The sequence below is a fragment of the Streptomyces sp. NPDC091280 genome (assembly GCF_044768565.1).
Lineage (GTDB): Bacteria > Actinomycetota > Actinomycetes > Streptomycetales > Streptomycetaceae > Streptomyces.
Genome location: NZ_JBIVUZ010000003.1, coordinates 254,638 through 276,802, shown reverse-complemented (window position 1 = coordinate 276,802; position 22,165 = coordinate 254,638). Strand labels below are relative to the sequence as shown.

The 22,165-nt window shown below is 71.0% G+C and carries 20 protein-coding genes; 9 read left to right on the top strand and 11 right to left on the bottom strand.

Annotation, left to right across the window (positions count from 1 at the left end):
- Positions 1-3: 3 nt before the first annotated feature.
- Positions 4-741, bottom strand: coding sequence for a DUF4142 domain-containing protein (locus tag ACIQPR_RS11290; protein ID WP_403646449.1), 738 nt, complete (start codon positions 739-741; stop codon positions 4-6).
- Between the two features lie 208 nt (positions 742-949).
- Positions 950-1,423, bottom strand: coding sequence for a carboxymuconolactone decarboxylase family protein (locus ACIQPR_RS11285; protein ID WP_403645426.1), 474 nt, complete (start codon positions 1,421-1,423; stop codon positions 950-952).
- Between the two features lie 258 nt (positions 1,424-1,681).
- On the opposite strand from ACIQPR_RS11285, the gene ACIQPR_RS11280 reads away from it, so the two are divergent.
- Both ACIQPR_RS11280 and ACIQPR_RS11275 read left to right on the top strand, forming a co-directional pair.
- Positions 1,682-2,230, top strand: a complete 549-nt coding sequence (locus ACIQPR_RS11280; protein WP_403645424.1) for a DUF1062 domain-containing protein — start codon at positions 1,682-1,684, stop codon at positions 2,228-2,230.
- Positions 2,231-2,319: 89 nt separating this feature from the next.
- Entirely contained in the window at positions 2,320-3,018 is a 699-nt protein-coding gene (locus tag ACIQPR_RS11275; RefSeq protein ID WP_403645421.1) for a DUF6445 family protein, read from the top strand.
- 40 nt (positions 3,019-3,058) lie between these two features.
- Here ACIQPR_RS11275 and ACIQPR_RS11270 read toward each other — a convergent pair whose 3' ends face one another.
- Positions 3,059-4,300 carry a threonine/serine exporter family protein gene (locus ACIQPR_RS11270; protein ID WP_403645419.1) on the bottom strand — a complete coding sequence of 414 codons (1,242 nt, stop codon included), beginning with the start codon at positions 4,298-4,300 and terminating at the stop codon, positions 3,059-3,061.
- Between the two features lie 279 nt (positions 4,301-4,579).
- Here ACIQPR_RS11270 and ACIQPR_RS11265 point away from each other — a divergent pair, with 279 nt between their 5' ends.
- The 5 genes from ACIQPR_RS11265 to ACIQPR_RS11245 all read left to right on the top strand — a co-directional run bounded on the left by ACIQPR_RS11265 (position 4,580) and on the right by ACIQPR_RS11245 (position 9,817).
- On the top strand, positions 4,580-6,073 hold the full coding sequence (locus ACIQPR_RS11265; protein WP_403645416.1) for an APC family permease: 1,494 nt from the start codon (positions 4,580-4,582) through the stop codon (positions 6,071-6,073).
- On the top strand, positions 6,070-6,507 hold the full coding sequence (locus ACIQPR_RS11260) for a hypothetical protein (protein WP_403645413.1): 438 nt from the start codon (positions 6,070-6,072) through the stop codon (positions 6,505-6,507). The genes ACIQPR_RS11265 and ACIQPR_RS11260 overlap by 4 nt, the downstream gene beginning before the upstream one ends.
- A 5-nt stretch (positions 6,508-6,512) precedes the next feature.
- Positions 6,513-7,865, top strand: a complete 1,353-nt coding sequence (locus tag ACIQPR_RS11255) for a dipeptidase (protein WP_403646447.1) — start codon at positions 6,513-6,515, stop codon at positions 7,863-7,865.
- A 51-nt stretch (positions 7,866-7,916) separates the two neighbouring features.
- Positions 7,917-9,209: a hypothetical protein gene (locus ACIQPR_RS11250; protein WP_403645410.1), complete on the top strand. Its 1,293-nt coding sequence runs from the start codon at positions 7,917-7,919 to the stop codon at positions 9,207-9,209.
- A gap of 80 nt (positions 9,210-9,289) precedes the next feature.
- Positions 9,290-9,817: a hypothetical protein gene (locus ACIQPR_RS11245; RefSeq protein WP_403645407.1), complete on the top strand. Its 528-nt coding sequence runs from the start codon at positions 9,290-9,292 to the stop codon at positions 9,815-9,817.
- 66 nt (positions 9,818-9,883) lie between these two features.
- On the opposite strand, the gene ACIQPR_RS11240 is transcribed toward ACIQPR_RS11245, so the two are convergent.
- Both ACIQPR_RS11240 and ACIQPR_RS11235 read right to left on the bottom strand, forming a co-directional pair.
- The gene (locus ACIQPR_RS11240; protein ID WP_403645404.1) at positions 9,884-10,258 is read right to left on the bottom strand and encodes a DUF6479 family protein; all 375 of its coding nucleotides are present in this window, start codon (positions 10,256-10,258) and stop codon (positions 9,884-9,886) included.
- A gap of 10 nt (positions 10,259-10,268) precedes the next feature.
- Positions 10,269-11,807, bottom strand: a complete 1,539-nt coding sequence (locus tag ACIQPR_RS11235) for an FAD-dependent monooxygenase (protein ID WP_403645401.1) — start codon at positions 11,805-11,807, stop codon at positions 10,269-10,271.
- Between the two features lie 140 nt (positions 11,808-11,947).
- Here ACIQPR_RS11235 and ACIQPR_RS11230 point away from each other — a divergent pair, with 140 nt between their 5' ends.
- Positions 11,948-12,628, top strand: coding sequence for a TetR family transcriptional regulator (locus ACIQPR_RS11230; protein WP_403645398.1), 681 nt, complete (start codon positions 11,948-11,950; stop codon positions 12,626-12,628).
- A gap of 69 nt (positions 12,629-12,697) precedes the next feature.
- Complete coding sequence (locus ACIQPR_RS11225) at positions 12,698-13,864, top strand: histidine kinase (protein WP_403645395.1); 1,167 nt, start codon at positions 12,698-12,700, stop codon at positions 13,862-13,864.
- Positions 13,865-13,882: 18 nt separating this feature from the next.
- Here ACIQPR_RS11225 and ACIQPR_RS11220 read toward each other — a convergent pair whose 3' ends face one another.
- The 6 genes from ACIQPR_RS11220 to ACIQPR_RS11195 form a co-directional block, all read right to left on the bottom strand.
- The gene (locus ACIQPR_RS11220; protein WP_403645392.1) at positions 13,883-15,832 is read right to left on the bottom strand and encodes a YncE family protein; all 1,950 of its coding nucleotides are present in this window, start codon (positions 15,830-15,832) and stop codon (positions 13,883-13,885) included.
- Positions 15,833-15,994: 162 nt separating this feature from the next.
- Positions 15,995-16,894, bottom strand: coding sequence for a calcium-binding protein (locus tag ACIQPR_RS11215; RefSeq protein WP_403645389.1), 900 nt, complete (start codon positions 16,892-16,894; stop codon positions 15,995-15,997).
- Between the two features lie 195 nt (positions 16,895-17,089).
- Positions 17,090-18,211 (bottom strand): acyltransferase family protein, encoded by a 1,122-nt coding sequence (locus ACIQPR_RS11210; protein WP_403645386.1) that lies wholly within the window; start codon positions 18,209-18,211, stop codon positions 17,090-17,092.
- Positions 18,212-18,300: 89 nt separating this feature from the next.
- Positions 18,301-19,128 (bottom strand): phosphate ABC transporter ATP-binding protein, encoded by an 828-nt coding sequence (locus ACIQPR_RS11205; protein ID WP_403645383.1) that lies wholly within the window; start codon positions 19,126-19,128, stop codon positions 18,301-18,303.
- A gap of 16 nt (positions 19,129-19,144) precedes the next feature.
- Entirely contained in the window at positions 19,145-20,080 is a 936-nt protein-coding gene (locus ACIQPR_RS11200; RefSeq protein ID WP_403645380.1) for a sortase, read from the bottom strand.
- 92 nt (positions 20,081-20,172) lie between these two features.
- Positions 20,173-22,164 carry an Ig-like domain repeat protein gene (locus tag ACIQPR_RS11195; RefSeq protein ID WP_403645377.1) on the bottom strand — a complete coding sequence of 664 codons (1,992 nt, stop codon included), beginning with the start codon at positions 22,162-22,164 and terminating at the stop codon, positions 20,173-20,175.
- Between the last annotated feature and the right edge of the window lies 1 nt (position 22,165).

Sequence of the window (22,165 nt, the reverse complement as noted above, 5' to 3'; positions counted from 1 at the left end):
CGGTCACCCCACGGTCGGGGTCCCGGTGGCCGCGCTGCTTCCGCTCGGTGTCTCGCCGGGCAGCAGCGGCGGCTGGGTGGTGCTGTTCACCGGCGGGGTGAGCACCACCTGCGGCTGGCCCGCGGCCGGGACCGGCGGGGTCAGGTCCACGGCCGGCAGCTTCGGCGGGGTCGTCTCCTGGAAGAGGACCTGGCTGAAGTTGACCAGGCCGGTCTCCTCCATCACGGTGATGTGGTCGAGGACCGTCGCGTTGGCCTGGTTGGCGAGGATGCGCACCAGGGTGTTCTCGGTCGTGGAGCGGATCTTCGCGATGGTGTTGAAGATCGAACCGTGCGTCACGCGCAGGATGTTGGCGAAGTCCGTGTCGAACTGCTTGCCGCTGTCCGCGTTCAGGGTGTTGATGAATCCCTGCTGCTGCGGGCTGGGCAGGTTCGGGATGGTGATGTTGAGCATCGGGGCGATCTTGCGGCAGCTGGCGTCCAGCGCGGCGTGTCCGTCGATCAGGTGCTTGCTCGCGGTGATGACCGCCGGGCTGGCGCCCTTCTTCAGGCCCATCTGCCCGACGGGGTACTCCCACAGCCCGGCCGCACGCACCTTGACCACGAAGTCGCGGTCCGCCTCGGTCAGCGGCCCCCACTGCGTGTTGGCGATCACCCGTGAGGTGTTCGCCGAGACCGTGTTGACGCCGAGCATTGCCGGATAGGCGAGGGCGACGAGGGTCAGGCTGAGGGCACCGCCCACCACCATGGTTCCTGTCGCATTCCGCGAGAAGCGCACCGTGCCTCCTGTGTCGTGGGCCGCCCGTCAGCGGTACGGACAGTGGGGAGTACGGATCGCGGAAGCGTTCGAAGTCTTTGGTTTTGGTAAAGCCCGAGTGGGGCGCGTCACAAGTGGCGGGTGTCGCCTCCGGTTCCGCGCCCCGGTTCGTCCACCTGGGCTGTACGGAGGGCTAGTTGAACTGACCGGGCCGGTAGTCGCCCGCCGGCATCGTGAGTATGACGTTCATGCGGTTGAAGGTGTTGATGAGGGCGATCAGGGAGACCAGGGCCATGAGCTGCTCGTCGTCGTAGTGCTTCGCGGCGGTCGCCCACACCTCGTCGCTCACCCCGCCGGCCGCGTCCGCGATGCGGGTGCCCTCCTCCGCGAGTTCCAGCGCGGCGCGCTCCGCGTCGGTGAACACGGTGGCCTCGCGCCACACCGCGACGAGGTTCAGCCGTACCGAGGTCTCGCCGGCGGCTGCCGCGTCCTTGGTGTGCATGTCGGTGCAGAACCCGCACCCGTTGATCTGACTCGCCCGGATCTTCACCAGCTCCTGTGTGGCGGCGGGCAGCGACGATTCGGCGACGACCTTGCCCGCCGCGACGAAGTGCTTCAGGGCCTTGCCTGCGAGAGGGCTGGCGAAGGCGTTGAGTCGAGCGCTCATGAGGGGCTCCTCGTTGATTCGTTGCCGTTGCTTTCACCGGACTGACGAAACGAGGCGGCCGGAATGTGACACGGCGCGAAAAAAGAAGTGGAGCGGCGCCGCCGTCCGCCCCTACCGTGCTGCCCGACCGAGTCGTCTGGGCGAGGACGTGCCGTTGTACACCGTGTGAGACCCCCCGAGAGCTGAATCGTCGCGCGTCGCGCAGCTGCGCCGCGCTCCCTTTTGCTGCGGTCTTCTCACTGGAAACGGTGTACTTCTGTGCTCGAAAACTGGGTGGTCACTCCCACCTGCCTGCCCCTCGTCCGCCGCCGCTGCCACGCGTGCGGGGCCGGAGGCTTCCGGGCGAGCGGCAAGTTCCGCGTCAACGCCCACCACAAACTGCTGGACGTGTGGCTCCTCGTGCTCTGCGCGGGGTGCGGGGACACCGCGAAACTCACGGTCATGGAACGGGCGAACGTCCGCTCCGTCCACCCCGGACTCCTCGACCGCCTCCACGCCAACGACCCAGTCCTGACAGCGGAGTTGCTCGGGTCCCCGGCCGTACTGCGCCGCAACCGTGTCGCCCTCGACTGGTCCGGCGCCTGGCGTCTGGACACCGGCGGCCCGGACCGTCCGGCCGACGAGGCGATCGATGTCACGGTCCACTTCACGGCACGTATCCCGGTTCGTCCGGTCCGGCTGATCGCGGAAGGCTTCGCCCTGCCGCGCTCCGAGGTCGAGACCCTGATCACGAGCGGAAACCTGGTCTCCACGGCCCGCCTGAACACCCGACGCTCCGAGGACTTCGTGTTCACGCTGAAGCGCTGACCACCCCAGGGGTCAACAGCCCGTCGTTGACGGAATGTTGACCCCTGCATGGCACAGCATTGGCGAACCCCCGCTATACGTTCGGCCGCATGTCACCACTCCCCCCACACCCCCAGCGGCCGGTCCGACAGGCCCCGCTCCCCGTACTCCCGTACCGCAAGCCCACCAAGGGGCGTGACTACTGGGTGCTCAACGACGTGCTCCCGGACGCCGACGCCGTACGGGAGCGGTGCCTCGCCAAGGACGACTGGGTGAAGGGGTATCCGTACACCTCGGAGACCTGGCCGGGGCTGCGCACCATGCCGGGGCTGGAGCCGGCCGAGCTGGGGCGGATCGAGCGGCTGGTCAGACAGGCCACCGGGGCCAAGGAGTTGTGGGTGCAGAAGGCACCCGGCGGCGGGACGCTCAACCACAACTGCGTCCAGGTCGTGGGGGAGGGCGAGAGCGAGCCCCGGCCCCACACCGACTCGCGGTCGCTGTGCCGCTACGCCGCCGTGCTGTACCTCAACCCCTCCGTGCCCAAGGACTGCGGCACCAGTTTCTACCGGCAGCATCTGCCGGGCGGGCGGCTCGGCGGCAATGTCGTGCAGGCCCCGCACAACAACCTCGTCGAGGCCTTGGGCACGCGGTTCGTGGCGCCCGACGCGTTCGAGGAGGACGTACGCGTGCCGCACCGGTACAACAGTCTGCTGCTGTACCACGCCAACCTCGTGCACAGCGCCACCGGTTACCACGGCAGCACGCTGGAGGAGAAGCGGATGACCGCCGTCTTCTTCTGGATGGCCTGACCGGCCGAGGCTCCCGATCCCCTGACATCGCGGACACGGCCTACGGCCGTCGGACCCGCTCCGTCAGGGCCGCGCCGAACACCATCCCCACCGCGATGGCCGTCCCGATCGTGACCAGTTTCAGCAGGTCGCGGAAGCCCTCGATGACATGCCCGCCCGCCAGCGTCGTCAGGCCGCGCATGCCGAGGGAGCCGACGGTGAGGGTGAAGAACGCGGGCAGCAGCAGGACCAGCCGGGGCGGGCGACGGTCCGCGCGGGCGGTCAGCGTGGCGGCGGCCGACAGCACCGCCGCCGCCACGAACGTGCCCCCGACCTCCCCCACCAGCTTCGTGAACAGCGACTGCACACCCACCGTGAGGTACACCAGCACGAGCAGCGGCCAGAACAGGCGGCGCGGGACGGCGAAGGCCAGCACCGTGCCGAACGTGAACACGATCCAGCCCAGGAACAGTGCCCAGCGCGCCATGTCCGAGTCCGCCGCGATGTCCCAGAGCGCGTGGGTGGAGGTGCCGGTGGCGAACACCCCCAGCATCACGCCCAGATACAGCTGCACCAGCAGGAACACGGCGTAGACGAGGCGGATCGCGCCGGTGGTGATGAGACCGGCGGCCAACTCGGCGGCAGCCGCGCTCAGATAGTCGCCCGGGACGAAGAAGAACAGGGCGGGCAGCATCAGCAACACCGGTCCGCCGTGCGACGGTTCGCGGGCGAAGACCTCAAGGGCCGTCACCGACACCACTGTCGACACCACCAGCGGCAACACCTTCGCCAGGCGCGGGAGCCGGTCCGCGGCGACCGCCAGCGCCGCCGCGATCGTGGCCAGCACGGCCGTCGACCCGACCTCGTACCAGGTGGGCTGCATGAGCGGGGCGAAGCCCAGGGCGAACAGCACGATGCCGACGAGCTTGAGGGGCCAGGGGTAGGGGGCCTTCGCGTTCTCGATGCCGGCCAGCCGCCGGTCCGCCGCCGCCACGTCCAGGCGGCCCGCCCGTACGTCCGTGAGCAGCGGTTTCAGCGCGGTGACCTGGTCGAGGCGGAACACCTCGGGGAAGCCGCGCACGGTCACCGTCCGGGTGCCGCCGCCCGCGGTGACGGTGAGCGCCGCCGCGTCCGGGACCAGCAGCAGGGTCGCCTCGCCGCCCAGGGCCCGGGCTGCCGACCGTACCGAGTGCTCGATCAACTCGGCGCCCTCACCGCTGGATCGCAGCAGCAGCCCGGTCAACCGGGCCAGGAAAACGGTGAGTTCGTCGAGCGCGGGCGTCGTCGTCCGCCGCTGGTCCACGGACGCCTCCCTCACACGGAGATAGCAGAGACAGCGGAGATAACAGAGACAGCGGAGATCGTAGAGACAGCAGAGACAGCAGAGACAGCAGAGACAGCGGATGTCGCCGACAGAAGGCCGATGCGGATGTGGCCGACTTGACCGGCCTGACCAGCATGAACGCTGCCCGCCCGGTCGGCATCCCGGGCCGTCGCCCTCACCCGAACAGCCCACCCGACCTGCGTCCGCCCGCTCCGGCGCCGAGCCTTGCAGCATCCCCGAGATCCCTCTGGAGGGCCCGTGGCCTCGATGGACGTCCCCGCCGACCTGCCGAAGTCAAGACAAGCAGCGGTGCGTACGGAGGCCAGAACCCGGGCCGCGCCCACGATCACCTGGGTCACCCTGGCGCTGATGACCACCTCGTCGGTCGCCAGTCTGCGCGCCGCCCCGACGATGGCCGTCTACGGCCTGGCCTGCGTGTTCCTCTATCTGGTGCCGGCGGTCGTGTTCCTGCTGCCGACCGCGCTGGTCTCGGCGGAACTCGCCTCCGGCTGGAGCGGCGGTGTCTACCGCTGGGTCAGCGAGGGGCTGTCGAAACCGCTCGGATTCCTCGCCGTGTGGTGCCAGTTCGCGATGACGATCTTCTACTACCCGAGCCTGCTCGCCTTCGTCGCGAGCACCATCTCGTACGTCATCGACCCGGCCCTGGCCTCCAACGGCCTCTACACCGCGATCGTCATCATGGTCCTGTACTGGACGGGGGTGTGGGTGTCCTCGCGTGGCACCAAGGCCCTTGCGGGGCTGTCCAGTTGGGGACTGATCATCGGAACGCTCGTACCGGGCACGATCCTTGTCGTCCTCGGCATGGTCTTCCTCGCCCAGGGCAACCCGTCGGCCGCCCCGATGACGTCGAGCCACCTGCTGCCCGAGTGGACGGGCCTCGCCAGCCTCGTCCTCATCGTCAACAACTTCCTCTCCTACTCCGGCATGGAGATGAACGCCGTCCATGTGTCGTCGCTGAAGGACCCGGCGAAGGAGTACCCCAAGTCGATGTTCCTGGCGATGGGGCTGGTGCTGCTGATCTTCATCCTGCCCGCGCTGGCGATCAGTTGGGTGGTGCCCTCGGACCAGACCAGCCTCACCGCGGGCGTGATGCAGGCGTTCAACGCGTTCTTCTCGTACTTCCACATCGGCTGGATGACCCCGATCGCCGCCGTGATGCTGGTCTCCGCCTCGCTCGGCGGCATGCTGACCTGGCTGGCCGGACCGTCCAAGGGGCTGCTGGAGATCTCCCGCAGCGAGGGCTATCTCCCGCCGTTCCTGCAGAAGTTGAACCGGTTCGGGGTGCAGCAGAACATCCTCGTCACGCAGGGTGTCGTCACGACCGTCATCGCCCTCGGGTACGCGCTGCTGCCCAATGTCTCCAGCGTGTACTGGATCTTCTCGACCATCACCACGCAGGTGTACCTGATCGTCTACCTGCTGATGTTCGCCGCCGCGATGAGGCTGCGCAGGACACAGCCCGACCATCCGCGCGGCTACCGCGTCCCCGCCCTCCATCTGCTGTGCACGGTGGGCCTGTTGGCGTCCGTCGCGGCCCTCGCGATCGGCTTCGTGCCGCCCTCGCAGTTCGGCGGCGGCAGCATCTGGTCGTACATCGGCATCATCGGCGGCGGCCTGGTGATCCTCGGGCTGCTGATCCCCTGGGCGTTCCTCAAGTTCCGCAAACCGTCCTGGCGCACGGAGGCGGCCGACGCGGGCACGGCGGACACGGCGGCCGGTGGTGCCGTATGAGCCCCACCCGGTTCGCCTCCGAACACCGCTGGATCTACGTCGGCGCGATCGTCGTGCTGGTCGTGCTCGCCGTCGTCGGGGTCATCCAGTACGACAGCGTGAAGACCACCAACAAGGCCGCGGACAAGGCGAATCAGCTCGCCGACGCGGCCGTGGCGGCCGGCTATCCGCGGCCCGACACCAAGACCGTCTCGCGTGCGCTGGGCACCGACGGCGGGATCGTCTGCGAGAACCCGGGCAGCGCGCTGAAGTCGGCGCTGTGGAAGATCAACGTGTCCAACGGGGCCGCGTTCGTCGGCCAGCGCCCGGTGATCGGAGACTCGGCCGCGCTGCGGGCCGAGATCAAGATCCTGGAGATCTACTGCCCGGACAAGCTGCACAAGATCCAGGACAAGATCGACGACCTGAAGACCGACGACACGGTGAGGCAGTGACCATCATGACCGAACTGGCGTCCCGCATAGCCGAGTTGATGCCCCGCGCGCAGGCCGACCTGACCGAACTCGTCGCGATCCCGTCCGTGGCCGACCCCCGCCAGTACCCGCCCGAGGAGTGCCGCAAGGCGGCCCAGTGGGTCGCCGACGCCTTCACCGGGGCGGGGCTGCGGGACGTCCACCTCGTGGAGACCCCGGACGGCAGCCACGCCGTGATCGGCCACCGCCCGCCGCCGCCCGGCGCGCCCACCGTCCTCCTCTACTGCCACTACGACGTGCAGCCCCCGCTCGACGACGACGCCTGGACCACCCCGCCGTTCACGCTCACCGAGCGCGACGGCCGCTGGTACGGGCGCGGCACCGCCGACTGCAAGGGCAACATCGTCATGCACCTCACCGCGCTGCGCGCGCTCGGCGAGGACCTCCCGGTCGGGCTGAAGTTCGTCGCCGAGGGCTCGGAGGAACAGGGCACGGGCGGCCTGGAGCAGTACGTCGCCCAGCACCCCGAGAAGTTCCTCGCCGACGCCCTGCTGGTGTGCGACACGGGCAACGCGGCGGTGGGCGTCGGCACCGCGACCACGACCCTGCGCGGGCTCGCGAACGTCGTCGTCAGGGTCGACACCCTCGCGGGCGAGGTCCATTCGGGCATGTTCGGCGGCCCCGCCCCCGACGCCCTCGCCGCGCTCATCCAGATCCTGTCCTGCCTGCGCGACCCGAAGACCGGCGCCACGGTCGTCGACGGCCTGGACTGCGAGGGGACTTGGGAGGGCGTCGGCTACGACGAGCAGCAGTTCCGCACGGACGCCGGGGTGCTGGACGGCGTACGGCTGACCGGCACCGGAAGCGTCGCCGACCGGCTGTGGGCCCGGCCCGCCGTCACCGTCCTCGGCATCGACTGCCCGCCGGTGGTCGGCTCGGCGGCGGCCGTACCCGCGACCGCCCGCGCCCGGGTCAGCCTGCGCGTCCCGCCCGGCACGGACCCGGGCGCCGCCCGCGAGGCCCTCACCGCGCACCTCACGGACGCGGCCCCCTGGGGTGCGCGGGTGTCGGTCGAGACGGAGGGCACCGGCTCCCCGTTCCGCGCCGCCACCGACGGACCGGCGTACACCGCCCTCGGCACCGCCATGCGCGAGGTCTACGGCAAGCCCCTCGCCTTCCTCGGCCAGGGCGGCTCCATCCCCCTGTGCAACGTCCTCGCCGAGACCTACCCCCGCGCCGAGATCATCCTCATGGGCGTCGAGGAACCCCGCTGCCTCATCCACGCCCCGAACGAGAGCGTCGACCCCACGGAGATCGAGCACATGGCACACGTGGAGGCGCTGTTCCTACGGGAGTTCGCGAAGGCGCGCGCCAACTGACCGACCGGGAGAGGGGGTTCGTGCGGCGGTCCCCGCCGTGGAGGAGGCAGGGTGACGGAACGGGCGACGGAACTCGACCTGCTGCGGGCGCGGGTGGCCGAGCTGGAGGCGCAACGGGCGCGCGGGCCCCGGCACCCGGTCCGTTCGCTGGTCGCCGTACTGCTGGTCGTCCTCGGGTGTGTGCTCGCCCCGCTGGGCGTGGTGGCCGCGTGGACGGCGGACACGGTCGGCGACACGGACCGCTATGTCAAGACGGTCGCGCCCCTCGCCACCCAGCCGGACATCCAGGACGCCGTGGCGGGCCGGGTGACCTCGGCCGTGATGGACCACCTCGACCTCACCACCCTGCTGTCCGGCGTCGCTCCCGCCCAACGGCCGCTGCTGGAGAAGGCGTTGGGGGCGCTGGGCGGTTCCCTTGAGGACGCGGTCCGCGCCTTCGTGCACGACAAGGCGCGGGCCGTCGCAGCCTCCGACGCCTTCGCCAGGATCTGGAAGGACGCCAACCGGCGTGTCCACAGCACTGTGGACAAGGCCCTGACCGGCAGCGGCGGCGGTGCCGTACAGCTCGACGGCGGAGCGGTCACGCTCGACGTGGCCCCCGTCGTCGACCAGGTGAAACAGCGGCTGGTCGACGACGGGATGACGGTCGCCGGGAAGATCCCCGAGATCCACACGTCGATCACCCTCGTCAGGAACGACGACCTCGACGCCTACCGGAAGTACTTCCGCCTCCTCCAACTCGCCGGTTTCTGGCTGCCGTTGGTGGCCGTCCTCCTCGTCGCGGCCGGGGTACTGCTGGCGCGGCGGCGGCGCAGGGCGCTGGTCACGGGCGCGCTGGGCGTGGCCGCCGCGACGGCGCTGCTCGGCCTCGGGCTGGGGATCGCCCGCGCCCTGTATCTGGACGCGCTCCCGTCCGGGGTGTCACAGCCCGCCGCCGGGGCGGTCTACGACGCGCTGACCCGCTTCCTGGCCACGACCGTGCGGATGGTCGTGGCCCTGGGCGTCACCGTCGCCCTGGGCGCCTGGCTGACCGGACCGGGCCGGCGGGCCGGTCTCGTCCGGCGGCTGTGGATCTCCGGGATCCGGGCCGTGCGGGCCACGGCCGACGGGGCGGGGCTGAGCACGGGGCCGGTGGGACCGTTCGCGCGCCGGTACCGGGAGTGGATCGGCTGGGTGCTGGTGGGCGGAGCACTGCTGGCGTACCTCCTGTGGTCGCGTCCGACGGGGTGGGTGGTGGTGGGGCTGGCCCTGGCGCTGCTGTTCGCGCTGGCGGTGGTGGAGTTCCTGGCGGCGGAGCCGGAGGAGGGGCCCGAGGCCGCCCCGGGTATCACCCGAACGGCGTAACCCCCCTGGTGGCGGCGGTGCCAGGGCCGGATGGTCGAAGCACCGAAGCACCACGGACCACAGAGAGGTGGGGCACGGCCATGACGCAGCAGCCGCATTCGACACAGCAGCCGCACTCGACGGCCACCGGCGGCGAGGAGAAACCACCGGTCTGGAACGACACCGGTCAGCACACCGGCCGGCCCCAGGACGCCCGCGGCTACGGCCCGTCCCCCTCCGGCAGCGGCCTCGCGGTCGGCGGCGCCGTCTTCGCGGGTGTCCTGATGCTGATGAACGGTGTCATCGCCATCCTCCAGGGCATCTCCGCGCTCGCCAAGGACGACGTCTACACCCGCGTCGGCGACTACGTGTACAGCATCAACCTCACCGGCTGGGGTGTGATCCTCCTCTGTCTGGGCGCCGTGGGCGCGGTCACCGGCTGGGGCATCCTCAGGGGCATGAGCTGGGCCCGCGTCTGCGGCATCGTCCTCGCGAGCCTCAGCGCGATCCTCCAGTTCATGTTCCTGCCGTACGCCCCGATCTGGTCGGTCATCATGATCGCGGTCGACGTGTTCGTCATCTGGGCCCTGGCCGTCTACGACCCGAAGGCCTCCGGGGCACGCCAGTAGCCGCGGACAGCGGAACCGGTGGTGGGCGGGTCGGACGGGTCGGATCTGCCGGACGGTTCGGACGGGTCAGACGTGTCCGATGCCGCCCCCACCGAAGGAACCGCTCCTCCCGGGCAGCCAGCGCTGCCGCTTCTGGTCCTTTCCCGTTCTGCTTCCGGAGTGGTGGAGCTGGTACGGCATCAGCCGTTCCCGTTCCTCCGAGGCGACGGGCATCTCGTCGGGTTCCCGCATCTCGCGCATCTCGTGGACCGCGCCGGTGGCGGGGAGGTGGGGCTGCTCCTCGGGGAGCGGCCGGGGAAGTTCCTGGTCCCGGACCTTCATACCGAAATGTATGGCCCAGACCAGCGCGCCTGCGATCAGCAGGCCACCCAGGAAGGCTGCGGTCACGTCGAGTCCGTTGTGCGACGACGCGGCCAGCACCTCATACGCTGCCGTGCTCATACTCCGAGTATCACTCTTTGGGAGTGAATGTGGCGATCCGCTGGAGATAAGCGGTGACCTCCGCGGGGTCCTGGGCGAGCAGGGCCACGTGATTGTCGGGGCGGATCAGCACCAGGGCCGGACCCGTCACGCCGTACGCCCGCCGCGCATGCCCCTCGTGGTCGCGCAGGTCGCCGCCGTCCACCGTGAACGCCTGGATCAGGCCGTCGTGCTCGGCCGCCAACTTGCCCACCGATTCGGCGACTTCGGCGCCGAAGCCGAGCAGCGTGAACCGCGGGTCCGCGTACATCTGGAAGAGCCGGACCGGATCGCCCGAGGCGTCGAGGCACGGGGCGTCGGGGGCGCGGTCGCCCGGGCGCAGCACGTCCGGTTCGCCGGTGGTGGCCGGCGCGGCGAGGGAACTCCACGGATATCCGGTGCCCATCGGGGGCGCCGCGGCGACCTCGACGCCGGTGCCGGGTTCCTTGACCGCTTCGAGCACCTTGGCGAACAGCTCGGTGGAGACGCCCAGGGTCCAGGCGGCCACCGGAAGGCGCTCCTCCTCGTAAGTGTCCAGCAGCCCGGCGTCCGCCCGGCCGGTGGCCACCAGGGCCAGCTTCCAGCCCAGGTTGTAGGCGTCCTGGATGCCGGTGTTCATGCCGAGTCCGCCCGCGATGGGATGGACGTGGGCCGCGTCCCCGGCGAGCAGGACCCGGCCGACCCGCATCCGGTCGACCATCCGCACGTTGACCCGCCACACGGAGAGCCAGGTCGGGTCCGTGAGCGTGATGCCGGGCACGCGCGCGTGCCGGTCGAAGATCCGCTGGAAGCTCTCCAGTGACGGCGGCAACGGCTCGCCGTCCGCGTCGAGTTCGGGTCCCGCCTGGAACTGGAAGGAGTCCGTGCCGGGCATGGGGCACAGCATCACCCCGCCCTCGGGCGTGAACCACTGGTGCCAGGCGTCCCGTCCGATGCCCTCGGCCACCACGTCCCCGACGACCATCGACTGCTCCGGCTCGCTCGTCCCGTCGAACCTCACCCCCAGCGCCTTGCGCACCCGGCTGCGCCCGCCGTCGCAGCCGACGAGCCGGCCGGTCCGGACGCGCTCCCCACCGGCGAGGAAGGCGGTGACACCGTCCGCGTCCTGCTCGAACCCGGTGACCTCGGTGCCGGACTCGACGTCGACCCCGAACTCCGCGAGCCGCTCGCGCAGGATCCGCTCCACCTGCCACTGCCCTATGAGCACCCCTCGCTCGTACGGCGCGTCGGGCGTGGGGCGGGCGTCCGCGAGGCGGGCGGTGTCGTTGACGTACTCCCCGTCGAAGTACTTGCGGAAGGGCAGGTCCGTCGTGCCGGTGGCGAGCACGCGCTCGGTGACGCCCAGGTCCTCCAGCACTTCCAGCGTGCGCGGCTGGATGCCCTTGCCCCGGGACTCCCGGTGCGGGGCCGGTGCCGCGTCCACGATCCGCACCCCCACACCGCGCCTGGCCAGCTCGATGGCGAGCGTGAGCCCGGTCGGTCCGGCGCCCACGATCAGCACGTCCACAACGTCCAGAACGTCGTCGGTCATCTCGAATCCCTCTCGTCGTCGTTGTGCCAAGCGAACACCGAACCCGAAGAAAATGCAACCGGGTTTCAGAAGATTCTCGGACTCATTCATTTCTCGGTCTCGTTTGGTTCCGGGTCTCATCGTCTGGTAATGTGGCACGCATGGACGAACCCGCAGGCCTGCGCGAACGCAAGAAGGAACGCACCCGGAACCTCATCGCCCAGGAAGCCCTGCGCCTCTTCCGCGAGAAGGGCTTCGACGAGGTGTCGGTCGTCGAGGTCGCGGCGGCGGCCGAGGTCTCCAAGGCCACCCTGTTCCGGTACTTCCCGGTCAAGGAGGACCTGGTCCTGCACCGCTTCGCCGACCACCTCGGCGAAGCGGCCCGCGTCGTACGCGAACGCCCGCCGGCCCTGACTCCCACCGCGGCCCTGCGCGCCCACTTCCTGGACCGCCTCGCCGCCCGCGACCCGATCACCGGCCTCAACGACCACCCGGACGTGCTCAGCTTCATGGACCTGCTGTACGGCACCCCGAGCCTCCAGACCGGCCTGGTGCAGCGCTACCGGGTCCAGGAGATCGACGCGCTCGCGGAAGCACTCGCCGAGGCCGAGGCCGACGCGGGACCCGGCACAGCCGCCGACACGGCCGCCGGCACCGGCGGCTCCACCCCGCTCACCAGACGGCTCGCCGCCACGCACCTGATCGTCGTGCAGCAGGAACTCGGCAAGGAGAACTGGCGGACGATGGCCGCCGGACGCACCGCCGACGAGGCGTACGACGATGCCGTGGCGGAGGCCGAGCGTGCCTACGGCCAGCTCATGACAGGACTGGACACGGTGTAGCCGGCTACACCACGGATTCGGCACCCTGCTCCCCCGCGCCGCCCGGCGTCCGGTGCCAGCCTGGTGAGCATGGGTAAGACAGTGCGGCAGGCGACACGGGCGACGGTTCAACTGGCCAGAGGCGTGGCCATGACCCTCGGGACATATCTCTTCGTCACCGCGCTGCTGATCGCCGCCGTGGGGACGCTGTTCGTGGTCGGCGCCTGGATGCTGCCCGAGGTGGTGCTGCTGGTGCGCCGGATCGCGGGCGCCAGGCGGCAGCAGGTCGCGCGGTGGAGCGGGCGCGGGATCCCCGAGGCGTACCGGCCGCTGGACGGGCTGCCGTTGCGGGAGCGGTTCGTGGTGGCGGTGCGCGATCCCGGTACGTTCCGGGACCTGCGCTGGATGCTCGCCCAGTACGGGTACGGGCTGCTCGGACTGATCGCCGTCCCGCTGTGGATCGTGGGACTGCCCGTGGACGCCGTGCGGTGCGGGCTGCTGCGCCGCCGGGCGCTGGTCCTGCCGCTGCTCGGGCGGCTCGCCGACCTCGACGCGCGCTGGTCGACCGCCCTGCTGAAGCCGTCCCCGAACGCGCTGCTCACCGAGCGCGTCGAGGAACTCGCCGTGACCCGGGCCGGGGTGATCGCCGCGCACGAGGCCGAACTGCGGCGGATCGAGCGGGACCTGCACGACGGGACGCAGGCCCGGCTGGTGGCCCTGTCGATGCGGATCGGACTGGCGAAGCGGGCCTACGACCGCGACGGCGGCGGTGATCCCGAGGCCGCCCGGCGGCTGCTGGCGCAGGCGCAGGACCAGGCGGAGGAGGCGCTGACGGAGTTGCGGCACGTCGTGCGCGGGATCCACCCGCCGATCCTCACCGACCGCGGGCTGGCCGGTGCCGTACAGGCGCTCGCCGCCGGCAGTGGGCTGCAAGTCGCCCTGGATGTCGAGGAGTTGGCGACCGGTCCGCGTGCTCCGGCCGCCGTCGAGGCCGCCGCGTACTTCCTGGTCGCCGAGGCGCTCACCAACGCGGTCAAGCACAGTGGTTCGGAGCACGCGCAGGTGCGGCTGGCCCGGGTGCCGCACGGGCTGACGGTGTGCGTGCGGGACGAGGGGAAGGGCGGTGCCGAGGAGGCCGGCGGCACCGGACTGCTCGGGCTGCGCCGCCGGATCGCCGCCCTCGACGGGACCGCGTATGTGAGCAGCCCCGCCGGAGGACCCACGGTCGTCGCGGCGGAGCTGCCCTACACCTGGTGATCAGGCCTGGTGGAACGGTCAGTTGGAGAAGTAGATGTACTTCCAGCCGCTGTACGTCGTCGAGTTGACGCTGTCACCGGACGAACCGTTGATGTACGCGGCCCGGATGCGGGCCTTGATGCCGGACTGGCCGGGCGCGCCGAGGTTCACCGCGACCTTGCCGTTGGTGCCGAGGCCGAAGTACTCGGAGTCGGAGTCGTACCAGCGGCCGTCGTAGTAGACCTGAAGGTCCAGCCGCTCCTGGCGGTTGGGGTAGTAGGTCATCGTGGTGGTGAAGATCGGCGCCGAGTTCTTGTGGAACCAGTAGTACGACGTCGAGCCGATCTTCGCCGTCTTGTAGTGCTTGCTGATCGCGGTGGAGATCCTGACCTTCGCGTACGCGTTGACCTTCACGGTCTTCGAGGCGTAGCGGGCGTCACCGGCGAAGACCGCGGAGACGGCCGTGTCGCGGGTCATGTCCACGGTCACCGTGAGGTTGCCGCTGGAGTTGACCTTGCCGGTCTTGACCAGCTTCTTCGGCTTGTCGCCGCCGAAGGGGTCCGCGTAGATCGCGACCGTGCGGTTCTTGTAGGTCTTGCCGAGGTGCGCGGTGAACTTCACGTCGGCGCCGTACGCGTACAGCTTGCCGTTGTTGTTCAGGCTCAGGCTCGTGGCCGCGCGGGACACGGAGACCTTGTCGGAGGCGCTGACCGCCGCGTGCGCCGGGTCGCCCGCGTAGGCCACCTTGTAGGTGACCGTGCCACCGGCCGGCGGGGTGTCCGCGAAGGAGTAGGTGCCGTCCGTCTTCACCGTGACGGCGGGCAGCGCCTTGCCCTTCGGGGACTCCAGGTCGGTCCGGGTGACCTGGAGCTTCACCCCGGCGGGCAGCGCGACCGCCGCCGACAGCCTGCCGGTGACGGTGAGCTTCTTGGCGCGGGGCGCGGAGCCGGGGGCGTTGACCGTGAGGGTCGGGACGTTCTTCTCGGGGTCGGTCAGCGCCTTGAGCGTGTAGCCGCCGCCGGACTTCCCGGCCAGCACGAAGATCCGCGAGTTGTCCGGGGCCCAGGTCAGGTCGGCCGCGCCGTAGGAGCCGATGTCGTACGTGCGGATCGCCTTCGTGGCGTTCGGCCGGTACGTCGCGATCGTGTTGCCGTTGACCTGGGCGACCGTGCCGTCCGGGGCGATGTCGGCCTGCTGGCCGGACGGGTAGGAGCCGGCCGCCGTGAACTTGCCGTCCGCGTAGGCGTCCCGTACCGAGCCGTTGACCAGCACCTGGTCGGCGCCCGCGACGAGGTCGATGTCGCCGATGCCGTTGTTCAGCGTGTAGTCGCCGGAGTACCAGGCGGTGAGCGCGGGGGTGCCGCTCGACACGTCGACCACGGCCATCGAGTCGGTGGAGATGCCGGTCTCGCCGATGGCCAGCAGGCCGGGCCGCTGCGGGTCGGTGTCCAGCAGGGCCTGGCCCCAGATGCCGATGGAGGTGCCCTCGGTCGGGAACTGCGCCATCGTCACCGGGTCGGTGGTGCCCGCCGGGTCCACCGCCGGGTCCACGGAACCGATGTCGCCGTCCCACTGGTCGCCGTAGCTGAACCACACCTTGCCGCCGGCGAACGCGATGTGCCGCGGGCCGGTGTCGGTGGGGATCGCGTAGCGGGTCTTCACGGCGAGGGTCGCCGCGTCGATCGCCACGATCTCGTGGGTGTTCTGCACCGCCGCGTAGACGGTGGCCCCGTCCTCGGAGACGGCCAGGTCGGAGACGCCGCCGATGCCGGCGACCGAGGCCAGGACGTTGCCCGAGTAGTCGGTGGCCGTGACCCGGCCGGTCGAACTGTCGCCCACGAACACCCGCTTGAGGGCGCCGTCCGCGACCAGGCCGTCGGGCGAGGTCACGGTGGCGGTGGCCGCCGAGGCCGTACCCGCCGCTACGACGCTGAGCGCCGCCGAGCCGAGAAGAACCGCGAGCGCTGTCGCGGTGGAGATGCTGCGCATCCGCACGTGCTGTTTCCCCCCACATGGAAAACCGGTCGGCAGACCGGGAGTTGAGAGCGCCGCGCAGCACCCGGGCGTGACCGCGGATGAGAGACGCGGTGACGCGCGGGGCGCGGCTGCTGTGTGCAGCGTATGGCATGCCTGTGACAGGTGGGAAAGGGATTAGTTCTGGTGGACGCTGTCACGGCCCGGGCCGCCCGACAGGACGTCCCGGCCGGTGCCGCCCCACAGGGTGTCGTTGCCGGAGTTGCCGTACAGGGTGTCGTTTCCGGCCCCGCCGTAGAGGGTGTCGTTGCCCGTGCCGCCGTAGAGGAAGTCGTTTCCGGCGCCGCCGAGGATTCTGTCGTCGCCGCTGCCGCCGGTCAGGCTCTGGCCGCCCGCGCCGCCGGTGATCCGGTCGTTGCCCGCGCCGCCGTCGGCCGCGTCGCCCGTGGTGGTGATCGTGTCGTTGCCGTTGCCGCCCTGCGCGATGGTTCCGGCACCGGCGTGGAGGGTGTCGGCGCCGTTCTCGCCCCAGCCCACCGAGTACGTGCCGAGGGTGAGCGTGTCGTCGCCGGTGCCGCCCGAGACGTAGGAGCCGTCGACGCGGCCGTCCTCGGTGTACTTGTCGGCGCCGGCGCCCAGGTCGGCCGAGGCGAAGTAGTACGTCTGGTTCGTCCTGTTGTGGTAGGTGAGGGTGTCGTTGCCGTCGCCGAGCGTCAACTGCACGGTGGGGTAAGGGTCCTGGCTGTCGTAGGTGGCGACCGTGCAGGAGACCTTGGTGTGGTCCGAGGCGGTGGGGTACGCGCAGCCGGTGCCGGGCCTGATGGTGACGACGTCGTCGATGACGTAGGTGATGGTCGAGAGGTCGGTCGTCGACGCGGTGACGACCGCCTTGTTGGTCTGTCCGGCGGCGGCCGTGTAGACGACCTCGTTGCCGCCGTTGCCGAGCGCGGCGGTGGCCGGGGCGGTGGCCGCGCCCGCGGCCGGGGCGAGGAGCAGCGGAGCGGCCAGACCGGTGCCGAGGGTGAGGGTCAGGGCCAGCAGGCGAGTGGCGGAACGAGTGGCGGAACGCGTGGGCATCGCACAACCTCCGTGAAGCGTAGGGGAGTTGGCGGAATCCGAGGAGTTCGGGTTCCGGCACCACCTCTGACCCGGCCGCACGGGGCTTGGTTGTGCGGCTTTTCGCACGGGTGTCCCGCAGGTCCGAATCGTCACCCGCGCTTCCGCGCGAATTCACCGGATGGCCCGACGATCCACGACAACCATCGCTAATGGCTAGGGAGTTCGGGCCAGTTCCGTCGTGTCCCGGCGGAACGCCCACCGCAGTTCCGGCTCCGTCGCGAAGTGGAAGACACGGCGCACGGGCGGGGTGCACAGCGCGGTCACCGCCGCGGCGGCGGCCAGGGTCACCACGATCTCGCCGAGGGGGCCCCGCACCCACGAAGGGTCGTACCAGCCCCAGGACTTGGCGCCCTGGGCGAGGAAGCCGTGCAGCAGATAGCCGTAGAGGGTGCCCGCGCCCAGGGCGGTGAACCAGGTGCGGCGGCGCGGCACCCAGGCCAGGAAGCAGGCGACCAGGAGCGTCGAGCAGGCGAAGAGGGCCAGGGTCATCAGGGGCCCTTCCCAGTCGGGGACGCCGAGTTGGTCGGCGCTCGCGTTGTGGAAGAGCCAGGCGTAGTCGAAGCGCGGCACCGCCCAGTACGCCACCGCGAGCGCGCACCCGACCACCGGAAGGGCCAACTGCCGTACCTCGGGCCGCCGTACGAGCTGGAAGTGCTCCGGCCGCAGACGGAGACCGAGCACGAAGTACGGCAGGAACTGGAGCACGCGCTGGAGATCGAGGTCGTCGCCGATGGAGGGGGAGAGCGTCGCCAACATCGCGACGGCCAGCGCGAGCGGCAGCGGGTGGCGGAGGTGGTTCCACAGCGGGGTGGTCAGCCGCCAGACGAACAGGGCGGCCAGGAACCACGTCAGATACAGCGGGTCCAACAGGCTGATCGCGCGGTCGGGTTGGTGGTCGGTCCAGCGGGTGAAGAGCGTGTACGCCGTCTCGAAGAGGACGTACGGCACCACGACCCCCGTGACCAGCCGCCCGATCTGGGGAGGGGTGGCGCGGAAACTCCGGGAGAAATAGCCGGAGACGACGATGAAGGCCGGCATGTGCACCGCGTACACCAGCGTGTACAGCGCGGTGACGCCGCGGCTGCCGGAGCGCAGCGGTTCCCAGGCGTGGCCGATCGCCACCAGCACGATCGCCAGGTACTTGGCGTTGTCGAAGAAGGGGTCGCGCTGCTTCCCGGGGACGGGTCGTGCCGTGCCGGTGGCGGGTCGTGCCGTGCCGGTGGCGGCGGGCGGTCGTACGGGGGTCTCGGCGGAGGCGGTGGGAGAAGCGCGCATCCCGCTCGCCTCACCGCCTTCCCGCGATCCAAACCCCCGCCTTCGTGTGACCCGCGCGACCCGCGCCACGAGCGTGACATGCCCGCCGCTCAGCCGAAGCGGCCCGCCACGTAGTCCGCCGTCCGGGTGTCCTTCGGGGAGCCGAAGACGTCGTCGGTGGCGCCCACCTCCACGATCCCGCCGGGCGTGCCCTGTTCGGCGAGGAAGAACGCGCACTGCTGGGAGACGCGGGCGGCCTGCTGCATGTTGTGGGTGACGATCACCACGGTGACCTGACCGGCCAGTTCGTGGATGGTCTCCTCGACCCGGCGGGTGGAGGTCGGGTCGAGCGCCGAGCACGGCTCGTCCATCAGCAGCACCCGGGGGCGTACGGCGAGCGCGCGGGCGATGCACAGCCGCTGCTGCTGGCCGCCGGACAGCGCGCCGCCGGGCTGGCGCAGCCGGTCGCGGACCTCTTTCCACAGGCCCGCCCGGGTCAGCGACTCCTCCACCAGCTCGTCCTTCTCCCGGCGGCTCGCCCGCGTGCCGGTCAGCCGCAGACCGGCCACCACGTTGTCGTAGATCGACATCGCGGGGAACGGGTTCGGCTTCTGGAAGACCATGCCGATACGGCGGCGGGCGTCCGTCAGGCGCCAGGAGGCGTCGTAGATGTCCTCGCCCTCGAAGAGCACCTCGCCGCCGAAGGCCGCCGAGGGGATCAGCTCGTGCATCCGGTTGAGGGTGCGCAGGAACGTCGACTTGCCGCAGCCGGACGGTCCGATCAGCGCGCTGACCTGGCCCGCGGGCATGGTCAGCGACACCTGCCCGAGCACCTGGTGGGTGCCGAACCAGGCCGAGACGGCACGGGCTTCGAGGGTCGCGGGGGCGGCCGTCGGGTCGCCGGCGGCGGGCAGGACGGCGGTGTCGGTCAGGGTCATGTCGGGTTCCCTCGGTTCACAGCAGGTTCGGCAGCAGTTCGGTGGTGCGGGTGGCGACCTGGAGGCCCAGGACCGCGACCAGCGGGGCGAAGACGATCCACGTCTGGTGACGGCCCCAGCGGTGCCAGGCCCATACGGCCGCCACGGCGGCCAGCAGCAGCGCCTGCAACCACATCACCAGCGGCCACGGCACGCCGTCGGGACGGGCCAGCGGCTCCTCCGCGCCGGGCAGGGTGCCGGAGCGGATCACCGCGGCCGGCGTCTGGAAGGCGGTCGAGACCAGGTCGGCGTCCACGCGCAGCACGCCGGACGGCATGAAGTGCGGGCCGGTGGCGGTGACCAGCACCAGCCGCCCCTTGCCCGCGGCGAGCGGGTCGGGCGCCGGGTCGCCGGCCCGGCGGACGTCGGTGACCTGGTAGTGCGCCGTGCCCTGCCCGGTGGTGACGGTGAACGCGACCCCGGCGCGCAGCTCGGCCAGCCGCCCGAACGGGCCGCCGTAGGCCGCCGCCCGGCCCATCAGCACACTGGTGCCGGACTGGCCGGGGAACGGGGTGTCGCGGCGGTGGCCCGGACCGTCGGCCAGGACCGTGGAGTCGGTGCCCTCCAGGACGACCTGGCTCAGCCCCAGGGACGGGACACGGATCAGGGCGACCGGCGTGCCGGGCGCGAGGAGCCTGCCCTGCTGGTCGGTCTGGGACACCGGGGCGGTGCCCAGGGCGAGTTGCCCGCGCAGCTCGTCGAACGCGGCGTGCTGCGCGGAGTGTTCCTGGGCGCCGCTGAACACGAGCAGCTGCGCGGTGATCCCGAGCAGCAGCGCGGCGAGGCTGAGCAGGCCGCCGCGCGCGAGGTGGCGGACGGCGGTGACGCTCCGCGCGGTCCGTATGCCCCAGGCGCTTCCGACGCGGGGGCGCGGCGCGGCCGGGGTGGGCCTGACGGGGGTGGCGACGGTCACGGCGGCCCGCCTCCTTCGCGGTCGGGGCCGGTCGGCGGCGGCCGGGGAGACGGTGGTGCGCCTCCCCGGCCGCGCGGTCGACTCGGCCTGGATCAGGTGGACTTGATGGTGAAGTTGGCGCCGGACTTGGTGTTCACCGTCGTGGAGCCCGCGTAGTAGGCGTGCAGGGTGTGGTTGCCCCGGCTCAGCCTCGGCAGCGTGAGGGTGACCTTGCCGCCGCTCAGCGTGCCGGTCGCGATGATCCGGCTGCCCTCGTAGATCCGCACGGTGCCGGTCGGCGTGGTGCCGGTCGCGGTGACCTTGACGGTGACCTTCGCGCGGGCCGTGTGGCCGATCGAGGCGGGCGCCGTCTTGGAGACCGCCGCCGTCGCCTTGGTGATCTTCAGGGAGACCGTCGCGGAGGACGCGTTGAGCTTGGTCGCGCCGCCGTAGGACACGGTCAGGCTGTGCGTGGCGACCTTGAGGTGGTTCGACACGTTGACGGTGACCTTGCCGGAGCTGTTCAGCGTGCCGGTGCCGACGACCGTCGAGCCGTCCTTGACGGTGACCTTGCCGCCGGGGACGACACCGTGCGTGCCGGTCACGGTGACCGCGACCTTCGGGGTCGTGCCGTACGCGGTGGTGGCGGTGGTCGCCTTGGTGGTGCTCGCGTACTTGACCGCGCCGGTCCAACTCGACGTCGAACCCGTGCCGTTGAGGTTGGCGGCGGAGACCGAGGCGCTGTACGTGCCGACGGCCAGACCGCTGAAGGTGTACGACGTGGTGGTGGCCGCCAGGTCCTTGACGGCGACGACGGCGCCGTCCGCGTCGGTCAGCGTGACGCGGTAGTCGGTGACCGGGAGACCGGTGGACGCCGGGGCGGTCCAGGCCAGCTTCACGCTCGCGTCGCCGAGGGTGGTCTTCAGGGTGGGCGCGGCGGGCGTCGACAGGTCGACGCCGGACTCCTCCAGGCCGCCCAGCTTGGCGTGCTTGGCCAGGTTGATCGAGCCGTTGTACGACTCGTTCATGAAGCCGAAGGACGAGATGACCGACTCGGCGCTGTCGGAGGCGAGGCCCGCCTCGTGGGTGCCGCTGGTGACGAAGACGTCGTAGAGCGCCTTGTCGAAGAAGATGCTGGTCGTGTCGATCGCGCGGCTCGGGACGACGTTGTAGACATCGCGGCCGAAGGTGGAGTTCTCGTAGTAGCCGCTCACCGGGGTGAGCTTGCCGTTGACCGTGGTGACCGGGCTGGTCGCGCCGCTGTCGCCGGGCAGGACGACGGAGGCGAGGTGGCCGCCGGCGGTGGCCGCGGTGGTGCTGTAGTCGGGGGAGACGCCGTTGTTCTGGGCGATCCAGCTGCCGACCGAGAACGGGACGAGCGCGCCGTCCTCGGTGAGGGCCGCGTTGCCCTGGTTCTCCTGGACGACCGGGATGTCCGCGGAGATGGTGGCGTCGGTCAGGCCGATCGCGGCGAGGAAGAACTTCCGGGTGCCGGAGCCGCTCTGCGGGATCTTCGGGTGCACGGTCTGGCCGTTCACCGTGGTGAGCTGGCCCGCGTAGATGTCGTGCAGCTGGGCCACCGTCAGGGTGTTCAGCGCCGTGCCCTGCACCGCGACGCCGACCGCGTCCCGGGCGAAGGGGATGTAGGTGAGGGCGCTGCCGGAGGTGGACGGACCACCGGAGGAACGGGCGAAGTCGATCTGGCCCTTCACCGCGACACCGGTGCTGTTCGGGTACTTGTCGCCGGTCAGCGCCATGCTGAGGGCGATCCGCCCGTTGCCGGAACCGTTCGGGCGCAGGAACGCCGGGCCGCCGGAGCGGGTCGTGATGGTGGACGTGGTGGAGCCGGTGCCGGGCTCGATCGCGTCGTAGGAGGCGATACCGGCGCCGTCCGCCGTGACCGCGGTGGCGGCGTAGCTCGTGCCGTTCACCGTGTCGCCCGCGAGGGCGTTCAGCACGTCCTGGGTGGTGTCGGAACCCACGCCGACGAGCTGGCGGAAGGTCCCGGCGGGGGTGGGGTCGGCGGACGCCGGGCTCGCCAGAGCCAGCGTGCCGGACACCACGGCGGCGGCGACCATGGCCGCCGAAAGGCGCGTTCTGCGCATT